The sequence below is a fragment of the Streptomyces sp. GS7 genome, assembly GCF_009834125.1.
GTDB lineage: Bacteria > Actinomycetota > Actinomycetes > Streptomycetales > Streptomycetaceae > Streptomyces.
In genome coordinates this window covers 7,189,362-7,204,290 of the sequence record NZ_CP047146.1, presented here as the reverse complement: position 1 = coordinate 7,204,290, position 14,929 = coordinate 7,189,362, and the positions used below count along the sequence as shown (strand labels likewise).

The window sequence follows — 14,929 nt, the reverse complement described above, 5'->3', positions numbered from 1 at the left end:
CCGGCACTTGACTGCCGGGCCCCGCCCCTTCGTGGCCCTCTATGGCGCCGCTGCGCTGCTACGCCCCGCTCACTGCGGCGGGGGCTGCTGCTGCGTCCAGCCGCCCTGTTCCGGCAACGGCGCGTCCGGAGCGGGCTGTTGCTGCCAGCCGGCCGGCGGCTGGCCCTGCTGCGGCTGCTGGGTCCAGCCGCCCTGCTGCGGCGGGTAGCCGGCCGGCGGCTGGCCCTGCTGGGGCTGCTGCTGGCCCTGTTGCTGGGCGTACTGCTGCTGCGCGTACTGCTGTTGCTGCTGGGCGTAGGGGTCGCCCTGCTGGGCGTACGGGTCGCCGCCCATCTGCTGCTGGCCCATCTGCTGTTGTGCGTACATGCCCTGCGCCTGCTGCTGGCGGGCGAAGTCCTCGGCCACCAGGGCGGAGAGGTGGAAGTACGCCTCGCGGGTCTTGGGCCGCATCATGTCGAGGTCGACCTCGGCGCCGGCGGCGAGGTGCTCGTCGAAGGGGACGACGACCACACCGCGGCAGCGGGTCTCGAAGTGCGACACGATGTCGTCGATCTTGATCATCTTGCCGGTCTCGCGGACACCCGAGATGACCGTGATGCCGCGCTGCACCAGGTCGGCGTAGCCGTGCGCGGACAGCCAGTCCAGGGTGGTGCTGGCGCTGCTGGCGCCGTCCACGGACGGGGTGGAGATGATGATCAACTGGTCGGCGAGGTCGAGGACTCCGCGCATCGCGCTGTAGAGGAGACCGGTGCCCGAGTCGGTGAGGATGATCGGGTACTGCTTGCCGAGGATGTCGATCGCCCGCCGGTAGTCCTCGTCGTTGAAGGTCGTCGAGACGGCCGGGTCGACGTCGTTGGCGAGGATCTCCAGGCCCGAGGGGGACTGCGAGGTGAACCGGCGGATGTCCATGTAGCTGTGCAGGTGCGGGATCGCCTGCACGAGGTCACGGATGGTCGCGCCGGTCTCGCGGCGCACCCGGCGGCCGAGCGTGCCCGCGTCCGGGTTGGCGTCGATCGCGAGGATCTTGTCCTGCCGCTCGGACGCGAGGGTGGAGCCCAGCGCGGTGGTGGTCGTCGTCTTGCCGACGCCGCCCTTGAGGCTGATGACCGCGATCCGGTAGCAGGACAGCACCGGAGTGCGGATCAGCTCCAGCTTCCGCTGCCGCTCCTCCTGCTCCTTCTTCGCGCCCAGCTTGAACTTGGACGGCTGCGCGTTGGCGCCCGGCTTGCGCTTCTTGGGCTGGTTGCGCAGCAGCCGGTCCGAGGTCAGCTCGACGGCGGCGCTGTAGCCGAGCGGCGCACCGGGGGTGGCCCGCTGCGGCTGCTGCTGGCCCGGCTGGGAGTACTGGGCGTAGTTCGCCGCGGCGTTGGGGTCGGCGGCCTGCTGACCGGGCAGCGGCTGGTGCTGCGCGGGCTGGGCCTGCTGCGGCTGCTGCTGGGCCTGCTGCGGGTAACCGGGCTGCTGGCCCTGCTGCGGGTAGCCCTGGGGGCCAGGCTGCGGGTAGCCGTAAGCGGGCTGCTGCGCCGGCGCGTTGGGCTGCTGGCCCTGCGGCTGCGGCTGGCCCTGCCGCTGGCCCTGCTGGGGGTAGCCGTACGCGGGCTGCGGGTAGCCGTACGCCGGCTGCTGCTGCGCGGGGGCGCCCTGCTGTTGCGGGTAGCCGCCCTGCTGGGGCTGCGGCTGGCCCTGCTGCGGGTAGCCCTGCTGCGGCACCTGCGGGTGCTGCGCCTGCTGGGGCTGCTGCGGCTGGGCCGGCGCCTGCTGCGGGTGCTGGGCCTGCGGCGGCTGCTGCCCGGCCTGGGCCTGCGCCTGAGCCATCCGCGGGTCGGCGGGCTGGAACTCCGGCGGCAGCGGCGGCAACGTGCCCTGCCCCGGGGCGCCCTGAGCGGGCACACCCTGCTGCTGGCCGTCCGCGCCGGCCCAGGGGGCGCCTTGCGGGGGAACGCCCTGCTGCGGAACTCCCTGCGGCGGCATGCCCTGCTGGGGAGCGCCCTGCTGGGGCACACCCTGAGCGGGCATCCCCTGCTGCGGCTGGGGCTGGCCCTGCGCGGGCGGCGCGACGGGCTGCGCGACCGGTGCGGGCTGCTCGGGTCCGGGCGCCGCCACCGGCGCCTCGGCGGCCGTCGGGGCGGTCTTCACGGGCGAGTTGGGCGCGGCCGCGGCGTCCGGCTGCGGCGCCGCGGGGGCGGCCTGCGGCTCGGGTGCCGCCGCCGGCTCCGGGTCATCGTCGTCGTCCCAGAGGGAGGCCGAGGGGTCGACGCCCTGGCCCGAGCGGACGTTGCCGCCGGACGGCTCGCCGCCGGCGGCCGGAGCCGACGGGGCGTCCGTTGCGGCGGCCGGTGCGGTGCCGCCTGCACCGCCCGCGCCGTCCGCGGCCGGCGGGGTAAGCGTCGGGAATCCGGGCGGCGCGGTCGGGCCGGGCGCACCCTGCTGCGGAACCCCGGGGGCGGGTGCGTTCTGCGCGGGAGCCAGGGGGGCGCCGGCGCCGCCGCTGGTGTCGTTGCTGCCGTACCAGGCCGGAGCCGCAAAATCGATCTTGAATTCGCCGGTCAGGTCGAACTCGGCCTGGTCGTCGTCAGGATCGTTCCCGTCCGGACGGAAAGCCTCCTGGTCTTTCACTGTGCCTCCTGGTCTACTGCAACGCACCTGAACGGCAGGACCGGATACAGGCGGATCGAACGGATGTCACGGAAGTCGGAACACGCCACCCGGGGTTGCGCCACCACTGCTTGTCTCCATCCCCGTATCGACTGCCGTCGTGCACTGCCGACGTGATGTGCTCCTGCGGCTCTCCCCACAGCCTAATCAAGAGTCGGCCCATAACGGCAGTCGATGTCATGTCGTCTTCAAGCCCGGTGGGCACACCTGCGGGCGCACCCTCGGGTGCGCCCGCAGATCGTGCCCTGGGGCCGGGTACGCGCCGCACACCGTGCCGCGCGGTCAACCGGCCCGCCATGGTGGTCAGTCCATACGGCGCGGCCCGCCGAGCAGGTTGGTCTCCGCCTCCGTGGGCTGGGTCATGACGAACTGGTGGTCGCCGTCGCGCCGGCACCACAGCATGGCGTTGTCGCTCAGCGTCGGCAGTACCGCGCCGACCTGCTCGGGCAGCCGCATGATGCGCGTCACCACCTCCGCCTCCTCGGGCGAGAGCCGCTGGAGGCCGACCAGGTCGACCCGGCCGAGCATCTGCGGCGACCGCGGCCCGAGGAAGGGCAGCACGGTCAGCACGCTCTGCCAGGGGCTCGGCGCGAGCTGGTTGCGCGGCGGCCGGGCACCCATGTCCCGGATGACCAGAACGGGGCTGGAAACCGACGGTCCCTGCGGCCCGATCTGGCGCACCTCATGGACCGACACGCACTGCTGGCCGCCGCCGGCGGCCTGCGCCATCTGCGCCCAGGCCGGCGGCCGGGCGGTCTCCACCGCGACCCGGGCACCGGTGGCGACCGTGCGCAGCGCCAGCACCTGCGCCATCCACATGCTGCCGACCAGCGCGATCTCCATCGGCGCGGGCCGCAGCATGCTCAGCACGGCGGGCTGGTTCTGCGGGTCTATGCCGATGATGACGCCGTCGTCGCCGACCGGCAGGGTCAGCGCGGCCAGCGACTCGGCCGTCAGGACGTGCGGGTTGCGGCGCGGGCCGCGCAGACCGAAACCGGGGCGCGGCTTGGGGCCGGTCGGCTCCGACTGCTGCTCCTCCGGGCGCATCTGGTGCGAGAGCCGGCGGCCGCCGGAGACGGCCCCCGTCGGGGGGTTGCGCCAGCCGTCGCTGCTGACGTTGACACGGGGCTGATACGTGGGAGTGCCCATCAGCGGGTACCTCCGAGGGGAAGCGTGGCCAGCAGGCCGGGCAGCTGCTCGCGGTCGAGCCGTACGAGTCCGACCTTCGCGGAACCGGAACGGCGCTCCAACTCGTTCTGCGCGGCGGAGAGTTCGTTGTCGCTGCGGGTCGACAGGCGGATGTAGCCGGTGATCGCCGGCATCCGGCCGCCGCCGTGCGTGGCGGTCAGCGAGAAGGTGCTCGCCATCGCCCGGGTGCTGGTCAGCAGCTGGGTGACGGCCGCCAACGGGGCGCCGCCCTGGCCCAGTTGGGGCCACCGGCCGATCCAGTAGGTGGTGTGCCAGCGGTCGTCGCAGCGCATCGCGCGGGTGGTCTCCTGGGTGCGCCGGGCCGCCCGCCCGTCCCGCCCCATCGCGCCGTTGGCGGCCCGCGGGCTCACGCACACCGCGGTGCCGATCGCGGCCACCACCTCGCGCTCGTCGAGCACCCTGGCGCGCACGCCGTGCGCGGTGAGCCGGCTGACCAGCTGGTCGGCGGCGCGCAGCAGCGACCGCTGGGCGCCCTCCATCCCGCCGCCGCGCGCCTCGATCGCCTCCGCGCACAGCTCCGGGTCGAGCTTCAGCGCGATCCACGTCAGCTGCACCGCGGGCGTCTGGGACTGCGCCTGCAGCGGCGCGTACGAGCGGGCCGCGACGGCCTGTTCGGGCAGGTGCGGCGCCGGTGCGGGCTGGGTGTACTGGACGAACTGCGTCGACTCCAGGTGGATGTCCTCGATGTCGAGCGCGGTGTGCAGCAGTTCCAGCGGCAGCATGTGGCTGCCGCGGTGCGGCCGGAGCGGTTCGTCGCGGGAGTCCACCTGGACGATGGCGGTGAGGAAGGTGCCGTCGCCGACGAAGCCGATGGCGCGCTGGTCGGCCTCGGTCGTGTACTCGTAGGTGCGCAGCGCGGGATCGCACTCCACGACCGGGGCGATGGCAGGGTCGACGCCCTGGGTGGCCGCGAGCGCCTCGCCGCTGTTCTTGCCTCGGCGCTTCATCGCGCGCACGGTGGTGATCCACTCCGGCAGCGGGATCTTCCGCCGCCGGCCGATCGCGAACACGACCAGAAGGGCCGCCACCACGATGGCCGCGGTCAGCGCGGCCGGGTGGATCGTCCAGCCCACCAGCACCAGCGCCGCGGCGAGTTCGATGATGGCCAGCTGCTGGACGCGGATGCCGCCGATGGTGCCGGCCTGCTGGCGGAGCCGCGGCGACACCGGACCGACCGCGCCCCGGCCGCCGTTTCCTCTGTTGCCCGGCGCTGTGCCGTTCTGGCCCGCGTTTCCCGCGTACTGCGGTGCAGCGGAAGGCTGTTGCTGCTGTTGCCGCCCATTGCGGCGTCGAGCCCTGGTGGCGCTGGACATCCCCCGGCCTGCTCCTCTACTGGTGATGGTGCCTCTGGGCGGATCGGCCGCCGCTGAGACGGTTGCGTGGACTGGTGCGTTGGAAGGTGGCACCCGTACCGTACGGCTCGATCGATACACGGCATAGTAGAGGGCGCTACGGCGTGAGTGCCGGGGGCGGTCGATGTGGATCCAACACGCGGGGAGAGAAAGCAACAATGGCATCACGTCGGGACGAGCTGAATGCGTATTCGTTCGCACGGAAGCGCACGAATGCGGCATTTCTGAAGCCGCTGCCGAACGGCTCGATCGAAAGCGCGCCCAAGCCGCTGAAAGCGGTGGTGCCCAGCGTGGTGATGGGGGCCCTGGTGTGCGTGGGGTTCGGGGCCTACGGCATTTTCAAGCCGGTCGCCCCGCAGGGGTGGGACACCGTGGGGGTGAATGTCCTGGTCGGGGATAAATCCACCACCCGTTATGTCGTTCTGCAGACCAAGGACGCCAACGGCAAAACGGAGAAGCTCCTCCACCCTGTCCTGAACCTGGCGTCGGCCCGGCTCCTTCTCGACCCGACGAAGTTCCAGGTCGTCAAGGTCAAGGAATCCGAGCTGGACGGAAAGATGACGCACGGCGCGGCGGTCGGCATCCCGTACGCGCCGGACCGGCTGCCCGACGCGTCCGGGGTCGACAAGCCGAAGACCTGGGCGGTGTGCGACCGCCCCGGCAGCGGCGAGAACAGCAAGAGCCAGCAGGCCGTCTTCGTCCTCGACGGCAAGGACAAGCAGGTCATCGACGACACCCGCAAGGGCAAGCTCGACTTCCACCAGGCGCTCTACGTCGAGGACCCCGACGGCGTGAAGTGGCTGGTCGACCACAACGGCTTCGCGTTCCAGATGATCGCGGACGGCGGCCTGGCGGCGGACCAGAAGGCCGGCGTCAAGCACACCGACACCGAGGCCGACCGGTCGCTGCGCCGCATCATCTTCGGCTCGCAGGCCGAGCCGCAGCAGGTGACCGCGGAGTTCATGAACACCCTGGTCAAGAGCCCGTACCCGATCAGCATGCCCAAGGTCCCCAACGCAGGCCAGACGACCACCGACTCCAGCGTCCCGGCGGAGGCCCGGAAGGTCGGCTCGATCCTCCAGACCAGCGACGGCGTGAAGTACGTCGTGGTGCAGGACGGCGTGGAGCAGGTCTCGAACTTCATCTCCAACCTGCTGGAGCAGGGGACGAACGCGGCCGCCGTGAACGGCGGCAGCAGCGCCGCGCTGAAGCCCGTCCAGGTCGCGACCGGCAGCGTCCACCCGAAGCCGGACGCGACCAACCACCCGGCCACCTTCATGGGCACGATCATGGGCATCACCAACCCCTGGCCCACCGAGACCGTCACCGCCGCGAACGACTTCGCGCACGGCTCGCAGACCGGCGGGCTGACCAGCCCCACCAAGGACGGCGTCTCCTGCAGCGTCTACAAGGGCACCGCCACCAAGTACCCGGGTGCCGAGCAGCTCGGCTTCGCCAACGGCGTGCCGGACATGACCACTTGGGTCGGCAAGGACTATCCGGCCAAGATCGCCGCCGGCTCCACCTCGTACGTCACCCCGGGCAGCGGCCTGCTCTACCAGCAGGTGGACACCAACTCCCAGAAGTCCGGCAGCCTCTTCCTGGTCACCGACACCGGCCTGCGCTACTCGGTCCCGGTGAACAACGATTCCGCCACCAGCTCCGGCAGTGACAAGCAGGAGATCGGCCAGGCGCAGCTGCGCCTCGGCTACAAGGACGCGCACCCGCCGCTGCTCCTGTCGGCGTGGTCCAAGCTGCTCTCCGCGGGCCCCTCGTTGGACGTCCACACCGCCAGCCAGCCGCAGGCTTCCTGAGGCGCTCTGGCGGCCTGTGCGGGTTCCGCGGCGGATCCGGGCGCTCCGATGCGATGTCCGGATCCGGTCGCGGCCCCGCCGCGCACTCCGTGGTTTCCCGCTGCCAATTCATGACCGAAACCACCACATCTGTCCGTTTCTTGTGAACTGCGCTCCGCAGAGGCGCAGTTGACATTGTTGTGATCCCGTCACAAGTCCCTCCCCCCTGTTGGGAACAACCGTGTGGAGTGGGTAATGTGGCAGGAGGCGTCAGCAACAGACGCCCACCGCGCACCGCCTTGGCCGGCACCGCGCGGACGACGTACGAGTCTCATGGGGGACGTTGGGTATGGCTGGTCAGTTCACAATGACCGGGGAGGAGATGCATGCCTTCTCCGGAAAGATCGAATCGGTCAATCACGCAATTCAGGGTGAGCTTCAGCGCCTGAACCAGGTCGTTGACACCATCACCTCGGGCTGGAAGGGCCAGGCGGCCTCTTCGTACCACCAGCTCCAGTCGCAGGTGAACGAGGACGGCAACCGGATCAACCAGTTGCTGGCCGAGATCAAGGAAGCCATCGACGAGACCAACAAGAACTACGTCGCTTCCGAAGAGGACCAGGCGCAGTCGATGTCGCACGTTACCGCGCAGGCCGGTGGCGGCTCCCCGTTCGGATGATGAGGCCGCGTCGCTGACCGCGGCGCAACGGCCCAGCCGCCGCAGAACGGGCCGGCCGGCCAACTCGGCCCGGCCCGCGGCGGCATGCGAACTGACCAGACATCATCACCCCCTGAGGAGACATCATGGGTGGCCAGATCCTCGTTAATTTTGCGACGATCCAGCAGGCAAGCCAGGACGTACGTCAGACGGCGGGCAACATCCGCCAGCAGCTCGACGACCTTGAGTCCGGCGTCAAGAAGGTCGCCGCGAGCTGGGAAGGTGCGGCGCAGGAGGGCTACCAGGCCCGCCAGCGCGAGTGGGACCAGCGCGCCGCCCACCTCCAGCAGACGCTGGAGGCCATCGCCAAGGCGCTGGACACCGCGGCTCAGAACTACCAGAGCACCGAGCACAAGAACGCTGGTATCTGGGGGGCCTGACCTCGCTTGACGCGAGCAAGGACGGCAACCGGCTGAGCAGCCCTCGACGGCTCGCACAGTGGTCAATGAGGGCGGGCGCGCGGCATGTGCGCTCGCCCTTCTGCCGTCCGTACCGGTGGTCCGGCGCAACCGCACCAGACCTCCCCCCTCTCCACCAATTCCTCACCCAGCACCGTTCAAACCCCTCGCCCCGGCCCACCCGCCACATCCGCCACATATGGAGAGCAGACAACCCGTGGGATCTCGCGCCATTGGTCAACGAACCGGGCACCGCCGCCAAACGACGGGCGCACTGGTCACGGCGGCCTGCATCGTCGGCCTGTCAAGTGCCGCCGCCGCGCCGGCGGTCGCGGACGAGAACACCCCGCTGCAGAGCGGTGAGTGCAAGTTCGGCACCGACGACATCAAAGAGACCCCCTGGTCCCTCCAGCGCCTGCTGACCAACCAGATGTGGGCCAGCGGCAAGGGAGAGGGCATCCGCGTCGGCGTCATCGACACCGGCATCGACGCGGGCAACAAGCAGCTCCAGGACGCCATCGAGGGCCCCGGCAGGACCTACGTCAAGGATGGCAAGGCGACCCAGGACAAGGTCGGCCACGGCTCCAAGGTCGCCGGCATCATCGCCGCCCGCCAGCAGCCCACTTCGGGTTTCTACGGCCTCGCGCCGAAGGCCAAGGTCATCCCGTACCAGCAGACCAGCGACGAGCAGGCCGGCACCGCCGACACCCTGGCCACGGCCATCAACGCCGCGGTGGCCGACAACGTCAACATCATCAACATCTCGCAGGGCACCGCGGCGAGCGAGAAGCTGCTGCCCTCGCTGGAGGCCGCGGTCAAGAACGCCAGGGACAAGGGCGTCCTGATCGTCGCCTCGGCCGGCAACAGCGGTGCCAGCGGCGCGGAGAAGAACATCTACCCCGCCGCCTTCAGCGAGAAGTACGACAACGTCCTGGCCGTCGCCGCCTCCGACCGGAACAACGAGCGCGCGTCCTTCTCCCAGCCCGGCCCCTTCGTCGGCATCGCCGCCCCCGGCGTCGACATGGTCTCCACCGTCCCCATGGGCGGCAACTGCGTGGACCAGGGCACCAGCTTCGCCGCGCCCTACGCCACCGGTGCCGCCGCCCTCCTTGTCGCCAAGCACCTGGGCGACAAGGACAAGTGGAGCCCGGCGCAGATCATCTCGCACCTGGAACAGACCGCCGACCGCGTCCGCAAGGGCCGCGACGACAACATCGGCTGGGGCGTCGTGAACCCGGTGGCCGCGCTCAACGACAACACCCGGCCCACCGGCCCGCCCACGCCGGACAAGTCGAACAACGCCGCCGGCGCCTCCAACATCCTGCCGGCCGCCGTTTCCTTCGGCGAAACCGACCAGGAACGACGCACCCGCATCGGCATCTACATCGTCGGCGGCGGACTCCTGGCGGTGGGTGCGGTAGTAGGCTGCGCTGTCGCCCTCCGGGACTGGCGGCGGAAGACAGGTTTCACCACACACGGGGAGTCCATCCATGGCTGATGAATATCGGGTAGATCTGAGCGCTCTCGAAGACACCGTCAGGAAGCTCAACAGCATCCTGAAGGACCTCGGAAACGCCCACTCCGACAGCCGGTACAAGACGTCGCTGTCGCAGAATGCCCTGGGGGCCGACGCTGCGGGCGCCACCTTCCTGGAGGCGCGCAAGCTGACCAACGCCCATGCGGACATGAAGGGCGCCATCGAGTCGATCGTTGGGCATCTCCATGACGTCATGAACACGTTCGGCACCAAGACGAAGAAGGTGCACGGCCACTACCAGAACCAGGAAGCCGAGACCGCCGCGAACATGTCCGGCAGCTGACATGGAACCCGGTACGGGAGAGGCTGAGGTCAGCATGGAAAGCAGTAGAGGGGGAACAAGATCATGAGCGATGAGTCGGGCTACGACGACTACGAGTACATGCCGGCGACGATGTGCGTTGCAGCCAAGCATGAGACGAACTTCGCCGAGATGGACATGGACACCATGAAGGACATGGTGAAGGCGTCCAATCCGACCGAGGTCCACAACGTGGCGCGGGGCTGGGAGGACGTCCACACCCAGCTGGTCGGCGGCAGTGGCGGAGGCATCAAGGGCGCCTTTGACGCTGCGGTGAACGAGGTGCTCCAGAGCTGGCACGGCGCCGCTGCGGAGAAGTTCAAGGCCCAAGCAGAGGTAATCAGCAAGAAGATCGCCGACGGTGCGACGTACGCCGACTACACCTCCAGGGCGATGAAGAGCGCCGCGACCTTTCTCGAACAGATGAAGCCCGACATCGAGTCGATGGAGAAGCCCAGCGGCGCCAACAGCTTCGTCAAGTACATGGAGGATGGCGGTAGCCGCGACGACTCAGGTCTGAAGCGTGATCTGGCCGACCCCAACGTGTCTACGCAGCAAGCGCTGGACAACAACCAGGACAACTTGTCCGCGGGTAAAGCCCAGCAGCTGCGTTGTGCTGTGAAGATGGAGAACCTTGGGGCGGCTTATGTGTCGCAGGCTAAGGCCATGGGGACGTGGAAAAAGAACCTCGGCCACGTTGACGACCACAAGGACTACCCCGGATCTCCCGCAGGCGACCCGCCACCCGAAATTCCGATGCCTATGCCCGTTGGCTCGTCGGGAACCCACAGGGTGGGTAGCCCGTCGATCTCAGGGATGGGTCAGGGGCCCGGTTCCTCCCCCGGAGGAATCAAGGCACCTCAAATTCCGGACGCTCGTACGCCTGGTATCAGTGGCGGAATGGGTTCGGTGAAGCCCAACGTGCCTGATGTGAACACCGGTCTGGACGGCCTCCATGGTGGTGGCTCCGGCGGTCCCGGGGTTAAGGTTCCCGGCGGTGGTGGAGGCGGCGGCCTCGGCGGTCCCGGCGTTCACGTGCCTGGCGGTGGCGGCGGTGGCGGAGGCGGTGGCCTCACGGGTATCCCGCCTCTCGGGGGAAACGGCGGTGGTATGCCTAGTCGTGGCGGCACCCCAGGTCTGAAGACCGGGCCTGGCGGCCCGGGAGGCGCGAAGACCGGGCCCGGCGGCACGGGTGCTAAACCTGGCACGGGCCGCGCCGGTATGCCGGGAATGGGCGGTGCCCATGGCGCTGGCGCAGGGAAGGGAGCGGGCGCTAAGGGGGGCGGCGGAGCCGGTGGTGCGCAAGCACGGCAGAAGGGCGGCATCATCGGGAAGTCCGGTGGTAAAACCGGGGGCGGAGCCCAGGGTGGCTCCGGTCTGCACCGCAGCCGTGGTGGCGCGCAGGCCGGTTCCGGCACTGGAGGCCGTCGTCCTGCTGGTATGGCGGGAGCGCATGGCGCGCACGGTGCCAAGGGTAAGGACAGCAAGGGCCAGAATGGTGAGCGCCCTGACTACCTGGTGGAGGACGAGGAGACCTGGACGCCGGAGCGGAACATTGCTCCGAAGGTCATCGAGTAGCAATCTGTCGTTGGCAATTCGGCAGTAACAAGACGGGGCCCGATGCGTAGCTGAGGGCCCCATCCTGTTGAGAGAGGTGTACAGCATGAGCTTCACGCGGACGCTGCGTGCGGTCGGCGGCGCGGTTGTGGCGGGAGCGTTGCTCTTCGGCACCGCGCCGTTTGCATCGGCAGACCAGATCAGAGACGGACAATGGCCCCTGAAGGCATTCAAGGCCGATGAGATCTGGAAGGTATCTACGGGGAAGGGAGTGACTGTCGCAGTCATCGACAACGGGGTTCAGTCCCTGCACCCGGACCTGAAGGGCAACGTCCTCCCAGGCAAGAGCTTTGATGACGGAGGCTCTGGGGAGACGCCGCCGGGCGGTGACACTCACGGAACGCAGATGGCTTCGGAGATTGCTGGCCATGGGCACGGACCGGACGGTTCAGCAGGCGTAAAGGGTCTGGCTCCGGACGCCAAGATCTTGCCACTGCGTGATAGTGGCAAGAGGGCAGATGGCCTTTCCTCATCCATCCGCTATGCAGTCGATCATGGTGCCTCGATTATCAACATCTCGATGACTGGCGGAGCCAGTGATGGAGAGACTGAAGCCATCTCCTATGCCTTGAAGCACGATGTGCTGATTTTTGCGGGAGCTGGCAATAAGGGTGAGGGTGGTCCCGATGCCATCCAATACCCTGCTCGCTACCCCGGGGTCGTGGCCGTCGGCGGAGTTCAAAATACCGGTGAAATTTGGTCCGGATCCAACTACGGCCCGCAGGTGATGTTGACAGCACCTGCTGTTGACGTCGTAGCTGCTGGTGACAGTGGTACTTCCATGTATCAAAAGGACACTGGAACATCGGACTCCACCGCCTACGCGTCTGCTACTGCGGCGCTTCTTCGAGCGAAGTTCCCCCACCTGTCCGCTGGCCAGATTCTCAACCGCATGGTCAAGTCCGCTGGTCTGCCCGACTCGGTCAAGGGGACCTCTCTTCCTGACCAGAAGTACGGCTACGGCTACATCCAGCCGCTCGCGGCGCTGACGCGTGACATCCCCGCAGGCTCGAAGAACGGGCCGTTGAAGATGCCCACGGACCAGGCGTCGTCGTCCGGAGGGAATCAGGCATCCTCCGCGGCAACCAACGGAAGCGACAGTGCATCGCAGACCGAAAAGAAGCCGGGCATGAGCCCGCTCTTCATTGCGATCGTCGTTGGATTTGCAGTTGCCGTCGTCGCTGTCATCGTCGTCATTGTGATGCTGGTGCGACGGAAGAGCCGGCGTAATGGCCCGCCGCCTGGTGGTCCCGGTGGCTTCGGCGGCCCGGGGGCTCCGGGGGGCTTTGCACCCTACCCGCAGGCGCCGCCCACGCAGCCGCCTGGTCGGTGAGGCTCTGAGTTAGCGAAGAGCGGACGCAAGCGTAATTGGGGTCTGCGGCCTATGGGCTGCGGACCCCAATACGTTTGAGGCGGAAAGGCGTTCGGCCAGTGCTCTGCCCCTCGTGGCTCGGAGGACAGAGCACCGCTGCGACCGTCAGGCTGCCTGGGCTATGGCGAAGCCGACGAAGGTGGCCCAGGCGGCGAGGGACGCTGTCAGGGCGGACCGAGTGGTGTCCTTAGAGTCGCGGATGTGCACACGGGTGGCGCAGGGCGCGACCTCGACGCATTCACCGCCTTCCTCGCTGCTGTAGCTGCTCTTCACCCACACCAGCTGGTACGGGTCCTGCTTCGCGGAATCAACGGTCATGACTTCCCCAACACCTTCTCGACGTAGGCCAGTGACTCCTTGGGGGCAAGGGCCTGGGCACGAAGGGTCCCGTACTTGTGCTCAAGTGCCCGGACACCATCCCGGCTTGTGTGAAGGCGGCTCATGTTCTGAACCTCCACGTACGCGATCCTGTGCCCTTCCTTGGTCCCAAGCAAGGTGAAGGGGCCCGCCAGCCCTGCGTTCTCCACTTGCCCGAGTGGCATGACTTGGATCTCGACGGCCTTCTTCTGGCCGATGAGAAGAATCTGCTCCAACTGCCCTTGCAGCACGGTGCGTCCGCCGATGGGCCGCAGCAGCACCGACTCGTCGATCACAAAGCTCAACAACGGCGCCGGCCGACGTACGAAGATTTCCTGCCGTGCAAGGCGTGCTGCTACGCGTTGCTCGATGACGTCCTCATCCAGCGGCGGCTTCATCATCCCGAACACCGCCCGCGCATACTCCTCCGTCTGCATCAGCCCCGGCACCGCCTGGGTCGCGTAGACATGCAACTCGACCGCCTTGGCCTCCAACCGCGCCGCGTCCCGGAAGAACGCCGGATACTGGGCCCGCGCCACCTCCTCCTTCATCTCCTTGAGGACGCCGTGCGCCCCCAGCACCTCGTCCGCCTTGTCGATGAACGCGGGTGGCGGGATGCGCCGTCCCTGTTCGAACGAGGCGATGGTCGCGGGGGAGTAGCCCGTCTTCGCGCCGAATTCGGGGCGTTCCATCCTCGCCCATTCCCGTAAGCGCTTGAGCTGGCGGCCGAACACCACCAAGATCCCCGATCCGGGCTCGTACTCCGCCTGCTGACCGTCGTCGTCCAAGTCGGCCATGGTCGCCATGTCCGCCGCCTTCCGCGCCTTTCGGGGGCGTGCCACCCGCTGCGTACCCGCGCTTCCCCTGTACGTACAACGCACCGTGGTCAGCGCATCACTCCTCGTCAAAGGTACGTCCGTGACGGGAGGGTGGGAGCCATGAACAGCACAGTCCGCTCTTCCGGGGCATTTTCCGAAATCGGCGAAACCCCCGCCGGAATCGGCGAGTTCGCGATGCGTTACACCTCCACACCGCGCGGCGCCCGACTGGCCCGCCGGCTGACGTCGCACCGTCTCGACGAGTGGGGGCATCCCTACGACGGCGAAATCAATGTGTCGGTCACCGCCATCGCCGGGGAACTCGCCGCCAACGCCGTACGGCACGGCCATGTCCCCGGGCGGGACTTCGCGCTCCGCCTGACGGTTTCCGCGGCGGCGGGCGAAACCGGAGCCCTCCGCTTCCGTGTCGAGGTGTCCGATACGCGGAGCGAGAGACTGCCCACGGTCACCTCGGGCGGTGGAGCCGGTGCGGGGGCGGACGGGTGCGGTGGGCTCGCGGAGAGAGGACGCGGGCTGCTGATCGTGGGGTGTCTCGCAGCCGGGTGGGGCGTTGTGCCGCAGCCGGGTGGCCCGGGGAAGACCGTGTGGGCGGAGTACGTCGCGGCGGCCGTGCCGGTGCGCTGAGAGTGCTGAGGGGGGCGGGAGGGCGAGGGCGCCGGCTGTGGGGGATCGGCGTAAGTCGGAAGGAGCGGGCAGAAGTCGGCAGGAGAAGCGACGGCGACGGGTGCCGCCGTGTCCCGGCCGAGACCGAGCCGGTTCGCATCCCGGCCTGACGGCGTAG

The 14,929-nt window shown here is 68.8% G+C and carries 13 protein-coding genes; 8 read left to right on the top strand and 5 right to left on the bottom strand.

Going from position 1 to position 14,929, the window contains the following annotated elements; genetic code table 11:
- Positions 1 to 69: 69 nt before the first annotated feature.
- The 3 genes from GR130_RS31205 to eccE form a co-directional block, all read right to left on the bottom strand.
- Positions 70 to 2,616 carry an SCO5717 family growth-regulating ATPase gene (locus GR130_RS31205; RefSeq protein ID WP_159507797.1) on the bottom strand — a complete coding sequence of 849 codons (2,547 nt, stop codon included), beginning with the start codon at positions 2,614 to 2,616 and terminating at the stop codon, positions 70 to 72.
- Between the two features lie 342 nt (positions 2,617 to 2,958).
- Positions 2,959 to 3,804 (bottom strand): hypothetical protein, encoded by an 846-nt coding sequence (locus GR130_RS31200; RefSeq protein WP_159507796.1) that lies wholly within the window; start codon positions 3,802 to 3,804, stop codon positions 2,959 to 2,961.
- Entirely contained in the window at positions 3,804 to 5,030 is a 1,227-nt protein-coding gene (eccE, locus tag GR130_RS31195; RefSeq protein ID WP_159507795.1) for a type VII secretion protein EccE, read from the bottom strand. Before eccE ends, GR130_RS31200 begins: the two co-directional genes overlap by 1 nt.
- A gap of 344 nt (positions 5,031 to 5,374) precedes the next feature.
- Between eccE and GR130_RS31190 the strand changes: the two genes are divergently transcribed.
- The 7 genes from GR130_RS31190 (at position 5,375) to GR130_RS31160 (ending at position 12,913) form a co-directional block, all read left to right on the top strand.
- Positions 5,375 to 7,030 carry a type VII secretion protein EccB gene (locus GR130_RS31190; protein WP_159507794.1) on the top strand — a complete coding sequence of 552 codons (1,656 nt, stop codon included), beginning with the start codon at positions 5,375 to 5,377 and terminating at the stop codon, positions 7,028 to 7,030.
- 328 nt (positions 7,031 to 7,358) lie between these two features.
- The gene (locus tag GR130_RS31185) at positions 7,359 to 7,688 is read left to right on the top strand and encodes a WXG100 family type VII secretion target (RefSeq protein ID WP_159507793.1); all 330 of its coding nucleotides are present in this window, start codon (positions 7,359 to 7,361) and stop codon (positions 7,686 to 7,688) included.
- Positions 7,689 to 7,813: 125 nt separating this feature from the next.
- Positions 7,814 to 8,107: a WXG100 family type VII secretion target gene (locus GR130_RS31180; protein WP_159507792.1), complete on the top strand. Its 294-nt coding sequence runs from the start codon at positions 7,814 to 7,816 to the stop codon at positions 8,105 to 8,107.
- A gap of 235 nt (positions 8,108 to 8,342) precedes the next feature.
- The gene (gene mycP, locus GR130_RS31175; protein WP_236573708.1) at positions 8,343 to 9,623 is read left to right on the top strand and encodes a type VII secretion-associated serine protease mycosin; all 1,281 of its coding nucleotides are present in this window, start codon (positions 8,343 to 8,345) and stop codon (positions 9,621 to 9,623) included.
- Complete coding sequence (locus tag GR130_RS31170; protein ID WP_159507790.1) at positions 9,616 to 9,945, top strand: hypothetical protein; 330 nt, start codon at positions 9,616 to 9,618, stop codon at positions 9,943 to 9,945. Before mycP ends, GR130_RS31170 begins: the two co-directional genes overlap by 8 nt.
- A 63-nt stretch (positions 9,946 to 10,008) precedes the next feature.
- Positions 10,009 to 11,541 (top strand): hypothetical protein, encoded by a 1,533-nt coding sequence (locus GR130_RS31165; RefSeq protein ID WP_159507789.1) that lies wholly within the window; start codon positions 10,009 to 10,011, stop codon positions 11,539 to 11,541.
- An 85-nt stretch (positions 11,542 to 11,626) separates the two neighbouring features.
- Positions 11,627 to 12,913, top strand: a complete 1,287-nt coding sequence (locus GR130_RS31160; protein WP_159507788.1) for a S8 family serine peptidase — start codon at positions 11,627 to 11,629, stop codon at positions 12,911 to 12,913.
- Positions 12,914 to 13,057: 144 nt separating this feature from the next.
- Here the strand turns inward: GR130_RS31160 and GR130_RS31155 are convergent, their stop codons facing one another.
- Both GR130_RS31155 and GR130_RS31150 read right to left on the bottom strand, forming a co-directional pair.
- Positions 13,058 to 13,270, bottom strand: a complete 213-nt coding sequence (locus tag GR130_RS31155) for a DUF397 domain-containing protein (RefSeq protein WP_159507787.1) — start codon at positions 13,268 to 13,270, stop codon at positions 13,058 to 13,060.
- A complete protein-coding gene (locus GR130_RS31150; RefSeq protein WP_236573706.1) occupies positions 13,267 to 14,115 on the bottom strand; it encodes a helix-turn-helix domain-containing protein in 849 nt (282 codons plus the stop codon). Before GR130_RS31150 ends, GR130_RS31155 begins: the two co-directional genes overlap by 4 nt.
- A 132-nt stretch (positions 14,116 to 14,247) precedes the next feature.
- Between GR130_RS31150 and GR130_RS31145 the strand changes: the two genes are divergently transcribed.
- The gene (locus GR130_RS31145; protein ID WP_159507786.1) at positions 14,248 to 14,772 is read left to right on the top strand and encodes an ATP-binding protein; all 525 of its coding nucleotides are present in this window, start codon (positions 14,248 to 14,250) and stop codon (positions 14,770 to 14,772) included.
- The last annotated feature ends 157 nt before the right edge of the window (positions 14,773 to 14,929 follow it).

What these genes read in the sequence shown, in the direction of transcription:
- GR130_RS31200 (WP_159507796.1), bottom strand. Translation starts at nt 3,804, where the DNA reads ATGGGCACTCCCACGTATCAGCCCCGTGTCAACGTCAGCAGCGACGGC.
- GR130_RS31190 (WP_159507794.1), top strand. Translation starts at nt 5,375, where the DNA reads ATGGCATCACGTCGGGACGAGCTGAATGCGTATTCGTTCGCACGGAAG.
- GR130_RS31185 (WP_159507793.1), top strand. Translation starts at nt 7,359, where the DNA reads ATGGCTGGTCAGTTCACAATGACCGGGGAGGAGATGCATGCCTTCTCC.
- GR130_RS31180 (WP_159507792.1), top strand. Translation starts at nt 7,814, where the DNA reads ATGGGTGGCCAGATCCTCGTTAATTTTGCGACGATCCAGCAGGCAAGC.
- GR130_RS31170 (WP_159507790.1), top strand. Translation starts at nt 9,616, where the DNA reads ATGGCTGATGAATATCGGGTAGATCTGAGCGCTCTCGAAGACACCGTC.
- GR130_RS31165 (WP_159507789.1), top strand. Translation starts at nt 10,009, where the DNA reads ATGAGCGATGAGTCGGGCTACGACGACTACGAGTACATGCCGGCGACG.
- GR130_RS31160 (WP_159507788.1), top strand. Translation starts at nt 11,627, where the DNA reads ATGAGCTTCACGCGGACGCTGCGTGCGGTCGGCGGCGCGGTTGTGGCG.
- GR130_RS31155 (WP_159507787.1), bottom strand. Translation starts at nt 13,270, where the DNA reads ATGACCGTTGATTCCGCGAAGCAGGACCCGTACCAGCTGGTGTGGGTG.
- GR130_RS31150 (WP_236573706.1), bottom strand. Translation starts at nt 14,115, where the DNA reads ATGGCGACCATGGCCGACTTGGACGACGACGGTCAGCAGGCGGAGTAC.
- GR130_RS31145 (WP_159507786.1), top strand. Translation starts at nt 14,248, where the DNA reads ATGAACAGCACAGTCCGCTCTTCCGGGGCATTTTCCGAAATCGGCGAA.